General features: G+C 71.6%; 9 protein-coding genes. 7 read left to right on the top strand and 2 right to left on the bottom strand.

The window, feature by feature from the left end; genetic code table 11:
* Positions 1–14 precede the first annotated feature (14 nt).
* The 6 genes from SK854_RS04380 to SK854_RS04355 are packed head-to-tail and all read left to right on the top strand — an operon-like array spanning position 15 to position 16,330.
* Positions 15–10,922, top strand: a complete 10,908-nt coding sequence (locus SK854_RS04380) for a type I polyketide synthase (protein ID WP_319973636.1) — start codon at positions 15–17, stop codon at positions 10,920–10,922.
* 20 nt (positions 10,923–10,942) lie between these two features.
* Positions 10,943–12,163: a cytochrome P450 gene (locus SK854_RS04375; protein WP_319973635.1), complete on the top strand. Its 1,221-nt coding sequence runs from the start codon at positions 10,943–10,945 to the stop codon at positions 12,161–12,163.
* The gene (locus SK854_RS04370) at positions 12,160–13,386 is read left to right on the top strand and encodes a cytochrome P450 (protein ID WP_319973634.1); all 1,227 of its coding nucleotides are present in this window, start codon (positions 12,160–12,162) and stop codon (positions 13,384–13,386) included. The genes SK854_RS04375 and SK854_RS04370 overlap by 4 nt, the downstream gene beginning before the upstream one ends.
* Positions 13,383–14,612 carry a cytochrome P450 gene (locus SK854_RS04365; protein ID WP_319973633.1) on the top strand — a complete coding sequence of 410 codons (1,230 nt, stop codon included), beginning with the start codon at positions 13,383–13,385 and terminating at the stop codon, positions 14,610–14,612. Before SK854_RS04370 ends, SK854_RS04365 begins: the two co-directional genes overlap by 4 nt.
* Positions 14,612–15,352, top strand: coding sequence for a thioesterase II family protein (locus SK854_RS04360; RefSeq protein WP_319973632.1), 741 nt, complete (start codon positions 14,612–14,614; stop codon positions 15,350–15,352). The genes SK854_RS04365 and SK854_RS04360 overlap by 1 nt, the downstream gene beginning before the upstream one ends.
* 39 nt (positions 15,353–15,391) lie before the next feature.
* On the top strand, positions 15,392–16,330 hold the full coding sequence (locus tag SK854_RS04355) for a hypothetical protein (protein WP_319973631.1): 939 nt from the start codon (positions 15,392–15,394) through the stop codon (positions 16,328–16,330).
* Between the two features lie 30 nt (positions 16,331–16,360).
* Here SK854_RS04355 and SK854_RS04350 read toward each other — a convergent pair whose 3' ends face one another.
* The gene (locus SK854_RS04350) at positions 16,361–16,978 is read right to left on the bottom strand and encodes a TetR/AcrR family transcriptional regulator (protein ID WP_319973630.1); all 618 of its coding nucleotides are present in this window, start codon (positions 16,976–16,978) and stop codon (positions 16,361–16,363) included.
* Between the two features lie 66 nt (positions 16,979–17,044).
* Between SK854_RS04350 and SK854_RS04345 the strand changes: the two genes are divergently transcribed.
* Positions 17,045–19,111 (top strand): 2Fe-2S iron-sulfur cluster-binding protein, encoded by a 2,067-nt coding sequence (locus SK854_RS04345; RefSeq protein ID WP_319973629.1) that lies wholly within the window; start codon positions 17,045–17,047, stop codon positions 19,109–19,111.
* Here SK854_RS04345 and SK854_RS04340 read toward each other — a convergent pair.
* Positions 19,101–20,072, bottom strand: coding sequence for a helix-turn-helix transcriptional regulator (locus SK854_RS04340; RefSeq protein WP_319973628.1), 972 nt, complete (start codon positions 20,070–20,072; stop codon positions 19,101–19,103). The two genes, SK854_RS04345 and SK854_RS04340, sit on opposite strands and share 11 nt — an antisense overlap.
* Positions 20,073–20,121 lie beyond the last annotated feature (49 nt).

The raw sequence follows: 20,121 nt of genomic DNA, 5'->3' as shown, positions 1-20,121 counted from the left end.
GGAGAACGCCCGAGATGGCGAACGAAGACACCCTCCGCGACTACCTGAAGCGGGCCACGGCAGACCTGCGGCAGGCGCGGCAACGGCTCGGCGCGACGCGCTCTCAGCTGGCCGAGCTCGAGGCCAGGGCCAGGGAACCGATCGCCATCGTCGGGATGAGCTGCCGCTACCCCGGTGGCGCGGACACCCCCGGCGGGCTGTGGGACCTCGTCGACCGCGCGGGGGAGGGCATCGCCGAGTTCCCGGACGACCGCGGCTGGGACCTCGGCAAGCTCTACGACCCGGACCCCGACCACCTGGGCACCTACTACGTGCGGGAGAGCGGCTTCCTGCGCGGGGCCGCCGACTTCGACCCGGCGTTCTTCGGCATCTCGCCGAGGGACGCGCTCGCGATGGACCCCCAGCAGCGGCTGCTGCTGGAGCTGTCGTGGGAGGCCGTCGAGTCGGCAGGCATCGCGCCGGCGTCGTTGCGCGGCACCAGGACCGGTGTGTTCGCGGGCGTGATGTACAACGACTACGCGGCTCGGTTGCAGCCGGTGCCCGATGGTTTCGAGGGGTTCATCGGGAACGGCAGCGCCGGCAGCATCGCGTCGGGGCGCGTCGCCTACACCTTCGGGTTCGAGGGTCCGGCGCTCACCATCGACACGGCGTGCTCGTCCTCGTTGGTGGCACTGCACCTGGCGGTCGCCGCACTGCGCCGTGGTGAGTGCTCGATGGCGCTGGCGGGCGGGGTGACGGTGATGTCCACCCCGACCGCGTTCATCGAGTTCAGCCGGGCGCGCGGGCTCGCCCCGGACGGCCGCTGCAAGTCCTTCGCCGCGTCCGCCGACGGCACCAGCTGGGGCGAGGGCGCCGGAATGCTGCTGGTGGAACGGCTTTCCGACGCACTGGCGCTGGGGCACCCCGTGCTCGCCGTGGTCCGCGGCACTGCGGTGAACCAGGACGGTGCGTCCAACGGGCTCACCGCGCCGAACGGCCCTGCCCAGCAACGGGTCATCCTCGAGGCGCTCGCCGCCGCCGGTCTGGAACCGTCCGATGTGGACGCTGTCGAGGCGCACGGCACCGGCACGGTGCTGGGCGACCCGATCGAGGCACAGGCGGTGCTCGCGACCTACGGCCAGAACCGGACGGAACCGCTCTACCTGGGTTCGTTGAAGTCGAACATCGGGCACAGCCAGGCCGCGGCGGGCGTCGGCGGTGTGATCAAGATGGTGCAGGCCATGCGGCACGGCGTGCTGCCGAAGACGCTGCACGCCGACGAGCCGAACCCGCGGGTCGACTGGACCGCGGGCGCCGTCGAGCTGCTCACCGAGGCCCGGCCGTGGCCGGAGACCGGACGGCCGCGACGCGCTGGTGTGTCGTCGTTCGGTGTGAGCGGCACCAACACCCACGTCGTGCTCGAACTGCCCCAGGAAGACACGTCGGCTGACCGCGTGAGTCCTCCGGTGCTGCCGCTGCTCATTTCGGCACGCAGCCAGGACGCGATTCCGGCCCAGGCCCAGGCACTTCTGGACCACCTGGCCGAAGAACCATCCCTTGTGGACGCTGCCTTCACCACGACGACTCGTGCCCGGCACCCGCACCGCGCGGTCGTGCTCGGCCGCGACCGCGCCGAACTGCTGGCGGGGCTGGCCGATCTCGCGGCGGGCACGGCGGTCACCGACGTGGTGGCGCCGGGCAAGGTCGCGTTCCTGTTCTCCGGACAGGGCGCCCAGTACCGGGGCATGGCCACCGAGCTGTACGAGACCTACCCGGTGTTCGCCGCCGCGTTCGACGCCGCACTGGCCGAGCTCGACCCCGGTGTGCGGACGGCGGTGTTCGACGGTGACCGGCTCGACGACACCGAGTTCACACAGCCCGCGCTGTTCGCGGTCGAGGTCGCGCTGTTCCGGCTGCTCGAAGCGTGGGGGGTGCGGCCGGACTTCCTGCTGGGGCACTCGATCGGCGAGATCGCCGCCGCGCACGTCTCCGGCGTGCTGTCGCTGGCGGACGCGGCCACGCTGGTCACCGCCAGGGCGAGGCTGATGCAGGCGCTGCCCGCGGGTGGCGTGATGATCGCTGTCGAGGCGGCCGAGGGCGAGATCAGCCCGACCCTGCCCGACGACGTCGCGATCGCCGCCGTCAACGGACCCGGTTCAGTGGTGCTGTCCGGTCCCGCCGAAGCGGTCACGGCGGTCGCCGCGGCCTGGGCGGACAAGGGCCGCAAGACGCGGGAGCTCACCACCAGCCACGCGTTCCACTCGCCGCTGATGGCTCCGATGACGGCGGAGTTCCTGGCCGTTGTCTCCGGCCTTTCCTTCGGCACGCCGACGATCCCGGTCGTGTCCACGGTGACCGGCCGGCAGGTCACCGACGAGTTCTCCGATCCCCAGTACTGGATCACCCACGTGCTGGCCACGGTCCGGTTCGCGGATGGCGTCGCCACCCTGCACGAGTCGGGCGTGACGACGTTCGTCGAGGTCGGTCCCGGTGGCCGGCTGGCGGCGCTGGCCGTCGACTGCGTGCCCGCGGAGGTCTGCGCGGTCGCGACGTTGCGGCCGGAGCGACCGGAAGCCCTGACGTTCGCCGCCGCGGCCGGCCGGCTGCACGCCCGCGGCCGGGAGGTGGACTGGGCCGCGCTGTTCGGCGACGCCCAACGGATCCCGCTCCCGACCTATGCGTTCCAGCGCGAGCGTTTCTGGCTGGACGCCAAGGAGACCGACGGCGACGCGGCCTCGGTCGGCCTGGGGTCGACCGGGCACCCGTTGCTCGGTGCCGCGGTGTCCCTCGCGGCCGGTGACGGCTTCCTGTTCACCGGTGTGCTGTCCCGGCGCGCACACCCGTGGCTCTCCGACCACGCCGTGCTCGGCACGGTGCTGCTGCCCGGCACCGCGATGCTCGAACTCGCCCTGAGGGCAGGGGAGCAGGCCGGTTGCGAGCGCGTCGAGGAACTGACTCTCGAAGCCCCGCTGGTACTGGGCGACGACGCCGTCCAGGTGCAGCTCGCGGTCGGTGCGCCCGATGCGAGCGGTCGCCGGAGCGTTGTCCTGCACTCACGGCCGGACGGCGCCGCGTTCGACGAGCCGTGGATCCGGCACGCCGCCGGGTTCCTGGCCACGGGGATGGCCTCGCCCGGACCGGACCTGACCACCTGGCCTCCCGCGGGTGCCGAACCGGTGCCCGTCGACGGGATCTACGACGCCGTCGAGGCAGCGGGTTTCCACTACGGCCCTGCTTTCCGCGGTCTGCGTGCCGCCTGGCGCCGGGGCGAGGAGGTGTTCGCCGAGGTCGCGCTCGACGAGGACCACGCCGCCGCCGCGGAGCGCTTCGGCCTGCACCCCGCACTGCTCGACGCGACCCTGCACGCGGCAGGGCTGGCGACGCCGGACGAGGCGCCGCAGGGACGGCTGCCGTTCACGTGGACCGACGTCTCGCTGTTCGCGGCCGGTGCCGCCGCGGTACGGGTCCGGCTGGTCCCGGCGGGAACCGGTGCCGTGTCGCTGACCCTCGCCGACCCGGCGGGGAAGCCGGTCGCCACGATCGGCTCGCTGGTCTCCCGGCCGGTGTCCGCCGACGGCCTGAACGCCGGGCGGAGCCTGCGCGACGCCCTGTTCGCCCTGGAGTGGCAGCCCGCCCCAGCAGGTGACTTTGCCGGACCCGTCGAGGTCGTGCGTCTTCCGTCCGTGGCGGGAGAAGTGCCCGCCCAGGTCCGCGAGACGAGCGCGATCACGTTGGAGGCGTTGCAGAACTGGCTGTCCGGCGACCACCCCGCCGACGCCCGGCTCGTGTTCGTGACACGGGGCGCGGTGGCGGTACATGACGGCGACAACGTTCCCGACCTCGCCGCGGCTGCCGCATGGGGTCTTGTGCGGGCCGCGCAGTCGGAGAACCCCGGCCGGTTCGTGCTTCTGGACACCGACGACCTCACCGATGACGTCCTCGCGGCAGCGGCGGCCACCGGAGAACCCCAGCTGGCCTGGCGCGACGGCGAACTGCGGATGCTGAGGCTGGCCCGCGCAACCGAGTCCGATGTGGACGCTCCGGCCCTCGACGGCACGGTGCTGATCACCGGCGGGCTGGGCAGCATCGGCGCGCTGGTCGCCCGCCATCTGGCCGGGCGGGGTGTTCGCCGGTTGGTGCTGACCGGTCGCCGCGGGCTGGACACTCCAGGCGCCGCGGAACTGCTGGAGGAACTCGGTACCGGTGCCTCTGTGGTGGCGTGCGATGTGGCCGACCGGGATGCGCTGTCCGCTGTTCTCGACGGCATTCCGGACCTGACCGCCGTTGTGCACGCCGCCGGTGTGCTCGATGACGGTGTCGTGGAGTCCCTGACGCCGCAACGGTTCGAGGCCGTGTTCCGGCCGAAGGTGGACGCCGCCTGGGCGTTGCACGAGCTGACCCTCGACCGCCCGTTGGCCGCGTTCGTCCTGTTCTCCTCCGCCGCGGGTGTGCTCGGCGGCGCCGGGCAGGGCAACTATGCCGCCGCGAACGCCTTCCTCGACGCGCTGGTGACCCGTCGCCGGGCCGCCGGCCTGCCGGGTACCGCGATGGCCTGGGGTGCGTGGGCCACCGGCATGGCCGCGGAACTGGCCGACGCCGACCTGCGCCGGATGAGCCGCGGCGGCATGGTCCCACTGTCCACAGCAGACGGTCTGGCGCTGTTCGACGCCGCCCTCGCCGGGGCCGCTCCGGTGTCCGTGCTGAGCCGCCTCGACCTGGCCGCGCTCGGCCGGCAGGCGTCCGCAGGGATGCTGCCCTGGTTGCTGCGCGGCCTGGTCCGCACGCCGATGCGCCGCGCGGGCGAAGCCGTCGACGCGGCTCTCGCGCAGCGGCTGGCGGGCTTGGCGGAAGCGGAACGTCGTGAGGTGCTCGCCGACGTGGTCAGCACGCACGTCGCCGCCGTGCTCGGGCACGGTTCGGCGGCCGCGGTGGACCTCGACGGCGCGTTCAAGGACCTCGGCTTCGACTCGCTGACCGCCGTCGAGCTGCGCAACCGCCTCGGCGGGGCGACCGGGCTCCGGCTGCCCGCGACGCTGATCTTCGACTACCCGAGCCCCGCCGCTCTGCTCGAGCACCTCGTCACCGAACTCGGCGGTGCTCAGGCACCGGTCGCGCTGGCCACGACGGCAGGGCCGGTCGACGAGCCGTTGGCGATCATCGGCATGAGCTGCCGCTATCCCGGCGGCGTGAGCTCGCCGGACGCGTTCTGGGAGCTGCTCACCGAAGGCCGCGACGGCATCTCGGGGTTCCCGTCCGATCGCGGCTGGGACGTGCCCGACACCGGCGACTTCGTGCCGGAGGGCGGGTTCCTCTACGACGCCGACCGCTTCGACCCCGAGTTCTTCGGCATCTCCCCGCGCGAGGCCATGGCCATCGACCCGCAGCACCGCCTGCTGCTGGAGACCGCGTGGGAGTCGTTCGAACACGCCGGCATCGACCCAGTGACCCTGCGTGGCAGCAAGACCGGCGTCTTCGCCGGCCTGATGTACCACGACTACGTCTCGCGGCTCACCTCCGTGCCGGACGACCTCGCGGGCTACCTCGGCAACGGCAGCGCGGGCAGCGTGGCCTCTGGACGGGTCGCTTACACCTTCGGCTTGGAAGGGCCCGCGGTCACGATCGACACGGCGTGCTCGTCGTCGCTGGTCGCCCTGCACCTCGCCGCGCAGTCGCTGCGGTCGGGGGAGTGCTCGATGGCGCTCGTCGGCGGCGTGACGGTGATGTTCACGCCGACCGCGTTCCTCGAGTTCAGCCGCCAGGGCGGACTGTCCGGCAACGGGCGGTGCAAGTCCTTCGCCGCGTCGGCGGACGGCACCGGCTGGGCCGAGGGTGCGGGAATGCTGCTGGTGGAACGGCTTTCCGACGCGCGCCGCCACGGTCACCGAGTGCTCGCCGTGGTGCGCGGTACCGCGGTGAACCAGGACGGCGCGTCGAACGGGCTCACCGCGCCCAACGGTCCCGCACAGCAACGGGTGATCCGCGCCGCGCTGGCCGCCGCCCGCCTCTCACCGTCCGATGTGGACGCGGTGGAGGCGCACGGCACCGGCACCGCGCTCGGCGACCCGATCGAGGCCCAGGCCCTGCTGGCCACCTACGGACAGGAGCGTGCGGACGAGCCGTTGTGGCTCGGCAGCGTCAAGTCCAACATCGGGCACACCCAGGCGGCGGCCGGGGTCGCGGGCGTGATCAAGATGGTGCAGGCCATGCGGCACGGCGTGCTGCCGGCGACCCTGCACGTCGACGAGCCTTCTCCGCACGTCGACTGGGAGGCGGGCCAGGTCGAGCTGCTCACGGCGGCCAGGCCGTGGCCGGAGACCGGGCGGCCGCGCCGTGCGGCGGTCTCGTCGTTCGGTGTCAGCGGCACCAACGCACACGCGATCCTGGAAGCGAGCCCGGACGCGCCGAGCATCGCCCCGCAACGTCCGGCCGCTGTCATCCCCTGGGTGATCTCGGCCCGTTCCGTAGCCGCCCTGCGCGGCCAGGCCGAGGCGCTGACCTCCGTGGTCGCGAACCCGGCCGACGTCGGCTGGTCCCTGGCCACCACCCGAGCCACGTTCGACCACCGGGCCGTGGTGATCGGCGAGGACCTCGCCGCAGGGCTGCAGGCACTGGCCAGGGACGCGCCGCACGCTTCTCTGGTGCGCGGCACCGCGACCCGTCCCGGCAAGACCGTGTTCGTCTTCCCCGGCCAGGGCTCGCAGTGGCGAGGCATGGCCGCGGAACTCCTGGAGTCCTCGCCGGTGTTCGCCGGCCGGATGGCTGAGTGCGCCGCCGCGCTCTCGTCCTATGTGGACTTCTCTGCTGTAGAGGTGCTGCGGGAGAACCGCGAGCTCGACCGCGTCGACGTGGTCCAGCCGGTGCTGTTCGCCGTGCTGGTGTCGCTAGCCGCGGTCTGGCGCGCTCACGGCGTGGAACCCGCCGCGGTCGTCGGGCACAGCCAGGGTGAGATCGCCGCCGCCGTCGTCGCGGGTGCGTTGTCGCTCGACGACGGCGCGCGGGTGGTCGCGTTGCGCAGCAAGGAGATCCTGGCGCTGAGCGGCGTCGGGGGGATGGCTTCGGTGTCGTTGTCCGCCGAAGCCGTGGGAGAACGGCTGGAGCGGTGGGACGGGCTTTCGCTCGCCGCCGTCAACAGCCCGTCCTCGGTGGTGATCTCGGGCGACGCGGGGCCGTTGGGCGAGTTCGTCGACGCCTGCGTGGCCGACGGCGTGCGGGCCAAGCTGATCCCGGTCGACTACGCCTCGCACTCCGCGCACGTCGACCGCATCCACGACCGGCTTCTCGAAGTCCTCGCCCCGATCACGCCACGTGCGGCGGAGATCCCGTTCTGCTCGGCTGTCACCGGGGACTTCCTCGACACCACCGGGCTCGACGCGGCCTACTGGGCCAGGAACCTGCGGGACACCGTCGAGTTCGCGGCGGCCACGACGACCCTGCTGGCCAGTGGCCACGGTGTGTTCGTCGAGTGCAGCCCGCACCCGGTGCTCACCATGGCGATCGAGGAGACGGCCGAGCGGTCCGTCATCGCGGTCGGCACGCTGCGCCGCGACGACGGCGGGCCCGCCCGGCTGCTGACCTCGCTGGCCGAGGCCTACGTCCAGGGCGTGCGGATCGGCTGGACCGAGGCGTTCACCGACGCCCAGCGGGTGGACCTGCCGACCTATGCCTTCCAGCGCGAGCGTTACTGGCTCGAATCGCCCGCAGGAGCGGGAGATGTCGGCTCGGCCGGACTGGAGTCCGCCGGTCACCCGCTGCTCGGCGCGGTCGTGGCGCTGCCGGAGTCCGGCGGCCTCTTGTGCACGGGCGTGCTGTCGCTGCGCACTCACCCGTGGCTGGCGGACCACGCACTGCTCGGCACCGCGCTGGTGCCCGGCACCGCACTGGTCGAGCTCGCCCTCCAAGCCGGTGCGCACGCCGGCAGCCCGGTGCTGGAAGAACTGACGCTGGAAGCGCCGATCACGCTCCCCGCACTCGGCGGAGTCCAGGTGCAGGTCGTGGTGGGCGCAGGCCGCGAGGTGACGATCCACTCGCGCCCGGCCGGTTCGGAAGAACCGTGGACCCGCAACGCTTCCGGCCTGCTCGGCACCGGCGAACCGGCAGGAACGCCACTGACCGAGTGGCCGCCCGCCGGTGCGACCGAGGTCGAACTGGACGGCGCCTACGCGCTGCTCGCCGAACGGGGGTTCGGCTACGGTCCGGCTTTCCAGGGCCTGCGCGCGGTGTGGCGGCGCGACGAGGAGATCTTCGCGGACGTCGCCGTCGACGCGGCCGACGCGGGCCGGTTCGGCGTGCACCCCGCGTTGCTCGACGCGGCACTGCACGCGGGCATGGTCGCGGGTGCCGACACGGGCGATGCGCGGATGCCGTTCGCGTGGACCGGTGTAAGCCTGCACGCCGTTGGTGCCGCGGCGATCCGCGTCCGGATCACCCCGGCCGGGACGGACGGTCTCCGCCTCGACGTCGCCGACAGCGCGGGCGAACCCGTGCTGACGATCGGCTCGCTGGTAACCCGTCCCGTCTCCGCCGAGGCGTTGAACACCCGACGCGATCCGCTCTTCCGCGTGCAGTGGACCCCTGCGGCCGTGCCCGCTGAAAACGGGCCCGCAGGCCCTGTTCTCGTCGTGGTGGCGTCGGGCGATGTGCACGAGACCACCGCAGGAGTGCTCGCTTCGCTGCAGGACTTCCTGTCCGACGAGGACTCCGCCACGAAACGGCTCGCGGTCGTCACCCGTGGCGCGGTCGCGGTCCTGCCCGGCGAGGACGTCTCCGACCTGGCCGCGGCCGCGGTGTGGGGGCTCGTGCGGTCCGCGCAGACCGAGCACCCCGGCCGGTTCGCGCTGATCGACGCGGATCCCGCGACACCCGATGAACTGCTGACGAGGCTCGCCGCGAGCGACGAGCCGCAGACCGCCGTGCGGAACGGGCAAATCCATGTGCCGCGCCTCGCCCGTTCCGCCGGTTCGGACACCGAACCGGCCGGGTTCGACCCGGCCGGCTCGGTGCTCATCACCGGAGGCACCGGACTGCTGGGCGGGCTGGTGGCCCGGCACGTGGCTCGCGGGGGAGCCGGGCACGTCGTGCTGACCAGCCGCCGAGGCCGCGCGGCAGACGGGGTCGACGACCTCGTCAAGGACCTCGAAGCGGTAGGCGCGCGCGTCACGGTCGCGGAATGCGACGCGTCCGACCGTGACGCACTGGCAGCGGTTCTCGCCGCGATCCCGGCGGAGTTCCCGTTGCGCACCGTCGTGCACGCGGCCGGTGTTCTCGACGACGGCATGCTCGACGGCCTCACCCCGGAGCGTCTCGCCACCGTGGTGCGGCCCAAGGCGGACGCGGCATGGCACCTGCACGAGCTGACCCGCGACGCCGAGCTGACGGACTTCATCCTGTTCTCGTCGGCGGCCGGAGTGCTGGGCAACGCCGGACAGGCCGGATATGCCGCCGCCAACGCCTACCTGGACGCGCTGGCGACCCACCGGCGGGCGGCGGGGCTGCCTGCCACGTCGCTGGCCTGGGGCCTGTGGGACGAGGCCAGCGATCTCACCCGCAAGCTCGGTTCGTCCGGGCGGGACAAGGTGAACCGGGCAGGGCTGCGGCCGTTGTCGTCGGAAGAAGGCCTGCGCCTGTTCGACGCCGGCCGCTCGTCGGAAGACCCGGTCCTGGTGCCGATGCACCTCGACGTCGCCGCGCTGCGGACGCAGTTCGGTGCCGGTGGCGTGCCGCCGTTGCTGCGCGGGCTCATCAGGCCCGCGGCTCGCCGGGCCGCCGCGACCGCCGACGACGTCGCGTCGCTGACGGAGCGGCTGGCCGGGCTGACCGGGGACGCACGCCTGGCCGTGCTGCGGGAGGTCGTGCTGACCCAGGTGGCGGGAGTGCTCGGCTTCGCCGGACCGGAAGCGATTCCGGCCGGCGTCGGCTTCCCCGAACTGGGCTTCGACTCGCTCACCGCCGTCGAGCTGCGCAACCGGCTGATCGGGCTCACCGGGCTGCGCCTGCCCGCGACACTGGTGTTCGACCACCCCACGGCGGACGCGCTGGTCGAGTTCCTCGGCGGCGAACTCGTTCCCCAGGTCGTCGCTGAAGTGTCCACTGAGGACTCGACCGGAGAGCTGACGGAGACCGGCTCGATCCAGCTGCTGTACCGCAAGGCGTGCGACGAGGGGAAGATCGCCGAAGCCGTCGAGTTCATCAAGGCGGCGTCGCGGCTGCGCCCGTCGTTCGACAGCATCACGGAGGTCAAGCAGTTCCCGGAACCGGTCCGGCTCGCTCGGGGCGACCTGACGCCGGATCTGCTCTGCTTCGCCGCACCGGTCGCGATCACCGGGGCCCAGCAGTACGCGCGGTTCGCCGCCGGGTTCCGCGGCGAACGCGAGGTGACCATGGTGCCCGCGCCGGGGTTCCGCCCCGGAGAGCTGCTGCCGGCGTCGGTGGAGGCGACCGTCGAACTGCAGGCGGAACTGGTCTGGAACCGCGCGGGCGGCACCCCGTTCGTGCTGCTGGGCCACTCGTCCGGCGGCTGGCTCGCGCACGCGGTGGCCACCCACCTGGAGCAGCTCGGCTCACCGCCCGAGGGCATCGTCCTGATGGACACCTACCTGCCGCAGAGCGGGCAGATCGACCGGTTCAAGAGCACGTTCGTGACCAGTGCGCAGGACCGTGAAGAGGCCGTCGGCGGGATCGACGACCTGCGGCTGACCGGCATGGGGTGTTACTTCCGGGTGTTCGCGGACTGGGAGCCGCAGGACACGGCGGTGCCGACGTTGTTCGTGCGTGCCACCGAATCCCTGCAGTCGGTCAGCGGCGAAGGGGACGCCGGTGACGCCTGGCGGCCGTCCTGGACCGCGCCGCACGTCGGCGTGGACGTTCCCGGCAACCACTGGTCGATGATGGAAAGTCACGCCGCGGCCGGCGCCGACGCCGTGCGCTCATGGATCGAACAGCTTTGATGACAAGGAAAAGGACTGAGATGACCGAGTTCGTCATGCCGGCGTTCGACCCGGCGCTGCTGCCCCCGTCCGTCCGGTTCGGACTGTCGGACACGTTGCCGTGGCTGGGCCGCATGCGCGCCGCCAACCCGGTGCTGCGCGACCCGTTCGGCATGCACCACGTCTTCACCCACGCCGAGGTCCAGAAGGCGCTGGGCGACCCCGGAACGTTCTCCAGCGACCCGTCGCACGTGATGCCGCAGGCCGCCGCGGAGCTGTCCGCGGGGATGCTCGCGGTGATGGACCCGCCCGCGCACACCAAGGTCCGCCGGATCGCGAGCGCGGCGTTCACCCCGAAGCGCGTCAAGGACCTCAACGAGCGCATCGACGCGATCGCCGAGGAGCTTCTCGACGCGGCAACGGAGGACGAGTTCGACTTCGTCACGTCGTTCTCGCAGTACCTGCCGCTGGTCGTGGTGTCGGAACTGCTCGGCATCCCGAGGGCCGACCTGCCCCAGTTCCTCGGCTGGACCGAGCAGCTGCTCCAGGTCACCGTGCCGAACCCGAACGACGCGGCCGAGATGGACGCGGCGTTGCAGGCGGCGCTGTTCGGCCCGCTCGTCCAGATGCAGCAGTACATGGCGGGACTCTGCGCCGAGCTGCGCGCGAACCCGCGCGACGGGTTCATCAGCGACCTGCTCCAGGCCGAAGTGGACGGTGAGCGGCTCGCCGACCACGAGGCCGTCAACCTCGCCATCCAGCTGTTGCAGGCAGGGCACATCACCTCGGCCTCGGTGCTGGCCAACTCCGTGCTGAAGCTCGCGGAGAACCCCGTGATCGAGGCCAGGCTGCGCGCCGACCCCTCGCTGATCCCGGCCGCGGTCGACGAGGTCCTGCGGTTCACCCCGCCCGTGCCGCGCCTGCAGCGCTTCACCACCACCGACACCGAACTCGGTGGTGTGCAGATCCCGGCGAAGAGCATGGTCTTCCTGTCGCTGCTCTCGGCCAACCACGACGAGGCCGAGTTCACCGACCCGGACACGTTCGACATCGACCGCGGCGCCTCCCGCAACCTCACCTTCGGCCACGGCATCCACTACTGCTTCGGCGCGGCGCTGGCCAAGACCGAGGCGAGGCTCGGCCTGGCGGCCCTGCTGCGCCGGTTCAGCTCGATCGAGGTTGTCACCGACGAACCGGTCGAGTTCTACGAGAGTGAACTGTTCACGCCGAAGTCCGTCCGCGTCCGGGTGAAGCGGGCGTGACCAGCTCTCTGTCCACTGAGGACATCCCTTCGGCTCGGTTCGGTCTCGCGGACCAGCTCGCGTGGCTGCGGCGGATGCGGGAGCAGGGCGAGGTGCACGTCGACGGGTTCGGCAACCACCACGTCTTCTCGTTCGCCGACGTCGAGCGGGTCACCAAGGATCCCGCGACGTTCTCCAGCAACCCGGCCCGCGTGCTGCCGGCGGACGTGCCGAACATGACCGAGGGGATGATGCTCGTCACCGACCCGCCGCAGCACGGCAAGCTGCGGCGGCTCGCGGCGCAGGCGTTCACGCCCCGCAAGATGCGCGACCTCGCTCCACGGGTCGCCGAAATCGCCGGCGAGCTGCTGGACCGGGCGCCGGCAGGCGGGTTCGACGCCGCCGAGCACTTCACCGTCGAACTGCCCGCCGTCATGATCGCGGAGCTGTTCGGGATCCCGGCCGCCGACGCGGGCGCGTTCCGGACGCTGGTCGAGCAGATCATGGAGATCGAGCCGCCGAACCTGACCGACGAGGCGGCCGTGCGCGCGGCCGCGGACAACGCGCTGGGCGGCCCGTTCCTCGAACTGATGGGCTACCTGCTGCAGCTGTGCGCGCGGCGCCGGGCCGAACCGGCGCCGGGCCTGATCGGCGACCTGGTGCGCGCGGAGCTCGACGGCCAGCGCCTGACCGATCCCGAGGTCGCCAGCCTGGCCGTGCAGATCCTGCAGGCGGGTCACCTCACCACCGCCGCGGTGCTCGGCCACGCCCTCGTGCTGCTGGCCGAGCATCCCGAGGCGCAGGCAGCGTTGCGGGAGGACCGGTCGCTGCTGCCCGGCGCCGTCGAGGAGGTGCTGCGCTGCCGTCCGCCCTCGACGCGGTTGCAGCGCTACACCACGGTCGACACCGAGATCGCCGGGCACCCGATCCCGGCGGGCGCGGTCGTCGTGCCGTGGATGCTCTCGGCGAACTACGACGACACCGTGTTCGCCGACCCGGACGCGTTCGACATCCGCCGCGGCCCGAACCGCCACCTGACGTTCGGCCACGGCATCCACTTCTGCCTCGGCGCGATGCTCGCGCGGGTGGAAGTGACCGGCGCGTTGAACGCGCTGTTCGACCGAATTCCCGTGTGGACGATCGACGAGGCCGTCGAGTACCGGGAATCCCATCTGCTGTTCGCACCGAAGCGGGTCCCGCTGGTCGTCAGCACCACCACAACCGATCGGAGAGATCCGGCATGACCGAGACCCTCGACACCACGACCGAGCTGCCCGCGTTCCCGCTTCCGCGCGGCAAGTGCCCGTACCAGCCGCCGGCCGGATACGCGGAGCTGCACCGGACAGCGCCGCTGTCGAAGGTGAAGCTGGTCGACGAGAAGACGGCCTGGGTCGTCACCGGCTACGCGGAGGCCCGCGCGCTGCTGGCCGACCCGCGCCTGTCGGCGGCCCGCTCGCACCCGGACTTCCCGAACAACGCCAAGATCATGCCCGGCACGGGGATGCCGCAGCCGGTCCCCGAGGGCGACGCGCTGACGTTCGCCCAGCTCGACGACCCCGAGCACAACGCCCAGCGCCGCCTGGTGATCCCGAGCTTCACCCTGCGGCAGGCCAAGACGATGCGGCCGAAGATCCAGCGGATCGTCGACAGGTTGATCGACGACATGCTGGCCGGCGGCGACACCGCGGACCTCGTGTCGCAGTTCGCCGTGCCGTTCCCGTCGCTGATGATGGCGGAGCTGTTCGGGGTGCCGGAGGAGGACCGCGGGGTCTACACCGAGCACGTCCAGTACCTGGCGACGCGGCCGGACATGATGATCCCGGCGATCTACACCCTCAGCGACTTCTACATCAAGCTGTTCGAGAGCAAGCGTTCCGAGCCGGGCGAGGACCTCGCCACGCACATGGTGACGAGCTTCGACGAGCGGCCGGGCGAGATCGGCTTCCAGCAGCTGCTCAACTCCGCGATGCTCGTGACGGTGTCGGGCAACGAGTCGACGATGACGATGATCTCGCTCGGCGCGTTCGCGGTGCTGAACAACCCGGCACAGGCCGACGTTCTGCGTGAGGACCCGGCCGGCGCCGCGCCGCGTGCGGTGGAGGAGCTGCTGCGCTACATCTCCGCGGGCGACATCATCTCCCGGATCGCGACCGAGGACATCGAGGTCGGCGGCCAGACGATCCGCGCGGGCGAGGGCGTCATCCTGGCGACGCCGGCGGTCAACCGCGACCCCGAGGCGTTCCCCGAGCCGGACGAGCTCGACCTGCGCCGCGACGACAAGACGCACCTCACGTTCGGCCACGGCCCGCACCAGTGCGTAGCGATGAACTTCGCCACGGCCGCGCTGGAGGTCGTCTTCTCGACGCTGTTCGCCCGCCTGCCGGGCCTGCGTCTGGCCGTGCCCGCGGAGGACGTCCCGCCCGGCGGCCTGGGCGTGTACCGCGTGGCCGAGCTCCCGGTGACGTGGTGATGGAGGACCGCGACGCCTGGTTCCGCCGCTTCCACCCCACGGCGACACCCAAGGCCCGCCTGGTCTGCCTGCCGCACGCGGGAGGCTCGGCGTCGTTCTTCTTCCCGGTGTCCAGAGCGCTGGCCCCGGACGTGGAGGTGCTGGCCGTGCAGTACCCGGGCCGGCAGGACCGCCGCCAGGAGCCGATGATCCCGACGATCGGCGCCCTCGCCGACCGGATCACTGCGCTGCTGCAGGACTCCGACCTGCCACTCGCGCTGTTCGGCCACAGCATGGGCGCGATGGTCGCCTACGAGGTGACGCGGCGGCTGGAAGCGCGGGGCACCGGACCGGCGGCCCTGTTCGTCTCGGGCCGCCGCGCCCCCGACCGCTACCGCGACGACCGCGTGCACACCCGTTCCGACGAGGGCGTGATCGCCGAGATCCGCCGCCTGAGCGGAACGGAAGCGGACCTCCTCGGCGACGAGGAGGTGGTGCGCATGATCCTTCCCGTGCTGCGCAACGACTACCGCGCCGTGGAGACGTACCGGCACACGCCTGGCGCGCTGCTGTCGACGCCGGTGGTGGCGTTCACCGGCACCGAGGACCCGGTGGCTCCGCTGCCGGACGTGGCGGCGTGGGCCGAGCACACCACCGGCGGGTTCGAACTGGTTCCGCTGCCCGGTGGGCACTTCTTCCTGACCCGCCACCAGGACGTGTTGCTGCGGATCATGACCGAACGGCTGGTGGTTCCCGCCTGACGCGGGCTCGATGAAGCCGCCGGATCTAAGCTGCGTCGCATGGTCGATGACGACGCTGTCGCCGGGTGCAGGCTGAAGGTCACCGCGGAGTTCGAGGTGGACGTGGCCGACCCGGCGGCGCTGGAGCGGGCGGCGCTGGCGCACATCGGCGGAATGGTGTTCGCGCTGGACGACGACTCGGAGGAAGCGCAGGAACAACTGCGTGCCGCTGAACGCGATGTCGTCGCGGGGGACTCGGCCGCCGCGCTGTCGCTTCTCCTCGACCTGGACGCCGTCGTGGACGTCGACGGCGTCGAGGTCGGTGGTGCGGAGTACTCGGTCGAGGCGAGCGGTCACTCGCGACCGTTGTCGCCTGACTTCGCGGTGTTGTTCGAGGTGTGTGCGTGCGGGCTGCCGTCGTGCGGGCGGTGTGCCGGGATTCAGGTGACGTCGCGTACGGCGGCCGTGTTGTGGAGCATGGCGGTGCGGCTCGCCGATCACGCGTACGACGACGTGATCGAGCACGGCGACGATCCGGTGACGACGACCGCGCAGTGGTCGCTGTTCGCCGAGTTTCCGCGGATCACGTGGCGGCAGAACGCGATCTGGCGTCGTCAGGCGGCGCGGTCGTTCGACGATCTCGCCGAGGATCTGGCGGCGGGGCGGGTGCCGCAACCGTGCTGTGCGGCGGAGGAGATGGCGCTGCACCTCATGCTGAGCTACGCGAGTGACGCGGTCGACGACGGCCGATCGGTTCTGGAGAACGACCTCAGCGCACTTCCGAAGCACACCGACGATCACGACTGGGACCTGCTGAGGGAAGTCCTCTTCCAGGACAACGACATTCTCGAGCTGTTCGATCCCAGCAGGGACGGCATCGAGGACCCGGACGACGAGCAGAACCGGTACCTGCGGATGGGCGACTACACCGCGCCCGCGTGGTTCACGCCCTTCGACGACCCGTCGACCCGTGATCCGCGCAGGCCGTTCCGCCGCTGACCGCGATCGACCAGGTCCACGCCTGGCCTTCTAGTCGCCGCGCAGGTAGCGGGTGACCATGTGCACGAGTTCGTTCTCGAACGTCTCGACCGGGGTCGTCTGGGGGGACGCGGCGAACCGGTGGGTGTTGAGCTCCACGGTGAACACGATGAGGTCGACCGCGGTGTCCAGGTCGTGCACCCGGACGTCGGGATGGCGGGCGAACAGGTCGCGGACCTGGGCGACGCGCTGGGCGCCGTGCCGGGTGATCGTGTCGCGCAGCTCCTGCGAGAACTGGCCTTCCTCGACCATGATCCGGAGCAGCTGGGGGTCGTCGCGGTGGTTGTCGATCGCGTCGCGGACCAGGGCCCGCACGACCGGTTCCAGCGTTCCCGGTGCCAGGTCGAGCTCTTCGGTTCCCGTCCACGTGCCGCGGTCCACGTGGCGCACCAGCAGTTCGGCCAGGATCGCGTCCTTGTTCGGGAAGTACTGGTAGAGCGAACCGATCGAGACGCGGGCCCGTTCGGCGATGCGGTTGGTGGTGCCCGCCGCGTAGCCGTGCTCGGCGAAAACGTGAGCAGCCGCGGTCAGGATGCGGTCCCTGGTGAGTTCCGCCCGGACCTGGCGAGGCTTCCGACGTGGGTCGATGTCGCGGTTGGCCGACGGCATGACGGTCTCCTCGATGGGCGGCAAAAGCGAGTATTCAAGACATGAGCAAAAGCTCATAATAATGGTATGAGCTGGGAAAACAAGCTGGAAGACAGTCGTCTGCTCACGACAGTGGACGAGGTCGAGGCGGTGGTCGGACGGCCCGCGTCGATGATCATGTTGAAGCAGCTCAAAGCTCTCGACGAGGGATGCGTGGAGGTGCTCTCCAGCAGTCCGATCGCGGGTTTCGGGTACCGGGACGCGGAGGGCGCGGCCACGACGTTCGTCGGCGGCAGGCCCGGGTTCGCGCGGGTGCACTCGCCGACACGGATCTCCTTTCCGGTGAACGGATCCGTCGCCGACGGGCCGGGGTCGCTGGTCTTCCTGCTGCCCGGCGTGGGGGAGACGTTGCGGGTCAACGGGGTCGCACGTCCTGGCGACGAGGTGATCTTCGACGTCGAGGAGGTGTACGTGCACTGCGCACAGGCCGTCCTGCGTTCCGGGCTGTGGCAACCACCCGCACCGGCGGAGCCAGCTCCTGAGGTCAGCGACGGTCCGCTCGCGCAGGCCGGTGTCGCGGACTTCCTCGTGGCGGCACCGTTCCTGGTTCTGTCCACATGGGACTCATCGGGCGGGAGCGACACCAGTCCGCGCGGTGACCAGGGAACGGTCGTGCGGATTGTGGACGGCCGCACGCTTTTGATGGCGGACCGCAAGGGCAACAAGCGTGCCGACTCGTTGCACAACCTGCTGCAGGACGACCGGCTCTCGTTCGCCGCGCTGGTCCCGGGACGGACCGGTGTGCTGCAGGTCCGCGGCAGGGGGAGGATCACCGTCGATCCCGCACACCTGGAACCGTTGGCGTTGCACGGAACGCCGCCGCACGCCGCGCTGCTCGTCGACGTCGAGGCCGCCGAACTGGTCGTGAGCGACGCCGTCGCGCGAGCTCGGATGTGGACCGCGGACGTCGACCGCGACGTGCCGGACCTGATGGCGCTGGCCAGCCGTCACCTGGCCGCCAACACGGGCAGCAGGCTGCTCGGGATCACGCGACTGATCCCGGAGAAGTGGTTACGGGCGGTGATGAACCTGGCCTACCGCTCCGGCCTGCGCAAGGAGGGCTACGAGATCGCGAGCCTCCGGCCCCGAGCCGTCGCGCAGGACCCGTTGCGAGAGGTACGTGTCGTCGAGGTACGCCGCGAGACGCCGAGCGCGGTCACGGTGGTGCTGGAGGACGGGAAGCCGTTCGACTTCAAGCCCGGTCAGTTCTTCACGCTGGTGGCCGACGTCGACGGCCGCCGGGTGCGCAGGCCCTACTCGGCGTCTTCGGCACCTGGTTCGTCGCGGTTGGAGATCACGGTCAAGCAGGTCGAAAGTGGACGGTTCTCGACCTACGTCCACGGTCTCGCGATCGGTGACCGGCTGTTCGTGCGGGGCCCGTCCGGCGCGTTCCACCTGCCGGAGGATTCCGATGCCGGTGTGGTGCTCATCGCGGCGGGCAGCGGTGTCACACCGATGATGAGCATGATCCGCACGCTCCTCAGCGCACCCGGCGCGGACCGAATCGCGCTCCTGTACAGCAATCGTGGTGTCGAGGAGACCATCTTCGACGCCGAGCTGGCCAGGCTGGGCGAGCAGCACCCCGGCCGTTTCTCGGTGACGCACGTGCTGACGTCCCGGGAAGGACGCCTGGACGTCGCCGGTGTGCAAAAGTGGATCACCGCCCTCGCGTTGCCCGGCCCCAGGTTCTACGTCTGCGGCCCGGAACCGTTGATGGACACCGTCCGGCAGGCGCTGACCGAACTGGGCGTCCCCGGCGACCATGTCCTCGTCGAGCGTTATGCCAGCGGGCCGACCGCGGCCGTCGTTTCCGATGCACCGCAACGGATGCGCGTCGAGGACGGTGGGCAACCCGTTGGCGCGGCGGTGGTCGAGCCCGGGCAGACCCTGCTGGACGCGGGGCTCGCGGCCGGTCTGCCGATGCCGTACTCCTGCACCGTCGGCAGTTGTGGCGAGTGCGTGGTGAAGCTGCTGGGCGGCAAGGTCTCGCAGCAGGAACCCAACTGCCTCACCGCGCAACAGAAAGCCGCCGGGCAGGTGCTCACCTGCACCAGCACGCCGCTGACGGAGGTCACCGTGGACGTCAAGAGCTGAGCGCGGCCCTGGCGGCGCGGCGGGACAGGTCGGCGAACGCGTCACGAAGGGCGGGCGGGCCGATCACCTCGACGTCGGCGTCGAAGCGGGCCAGTTTCGCGGCGAGCGCGGCCCACGACCACGCGCCGGTCACGAGCCTGGTCCGGGTGCCGGCCTCCTCTGCCGTGTCGCCGCCGGTGAACGGCGCCACGTCGGCGAGCGGCAGGTCGAGGATCACCTCGCCGCGGCAGGGCCAGGCGTCGGTGTCGGAGCCCTTGAACCGGGCGGACAGGAACGCGGCGACGTCACCTCCCGGCACCTCGCGCGGCTGGAAGCGCGGGCCGTTGGGGGTGCGGACCGTCATGCGGTCGGCGCGGTAGGTCCGCCAGTCCTCGCGTTCCGGACTCCACCCGACCAGGTACCAGCGGCCCGCCCGGACCACCAGGTGGTGCGGCTGGACGCGGCGCGGCGGCCCCGGCGTGTCCGGGCGGCCAGGGGCGGCGTAGTCGAACCGGAGTTCCTCGCAGGCCCGGACGGCGGTGCTCAGGGCGAGCAGCAGGTCGGTGTCCACCTGAGGGCCGCGGCCGGCCGGTTCGATCTCCAGCGCGTCGATGCGCTGACGCAGGCGGGACGGCATGACCTGGCGGACGGTGGCCAACGCCCGTGCGGCGGCCTCCTCGATGCCCGCGCCGGTGCCGACGGCGATCCGCAGCGCCACGGCGAGCGCGACGGCCTGGTCCTCGTCGAACAGCAGCGGGGGCACCTGACTGCCCGCTTCGAGCCGGTACCCGCCGTCAGGGCCCTTCACCGCGTGGACGAGGTAACCGAGCTCACGCAGCCGGTCGACGTCGCGGCGCACCGTGCGTTCGCTCACACCCAGGCGCTCCGCCAGCAGGCCGCCCGGCCAGTCGCGGCGGACCTGCAGCATGGACAGCAACGACAGCAGGCGACCGGACGTGGTCGTCGACGCGGCGATCGGCATGCGTCCAGCCTCGCACAAGTAGCGGACGTTCCCTGTCCGCTACTGCTGA

The sequence above is a fragment of the Lentzea sokolovensis genome (assembly GCF_033949975.1).
Taxonomy (GTDB): Bacteria; Actinomycetota; Actinomycetes; order Mycobacteriales; family Pseudonocardiaceae; genus Lentzea; species Lentzea sokolovensis.
This window is presented reverse-complemented; position numbering and strand designations above follow the sequence as displayed.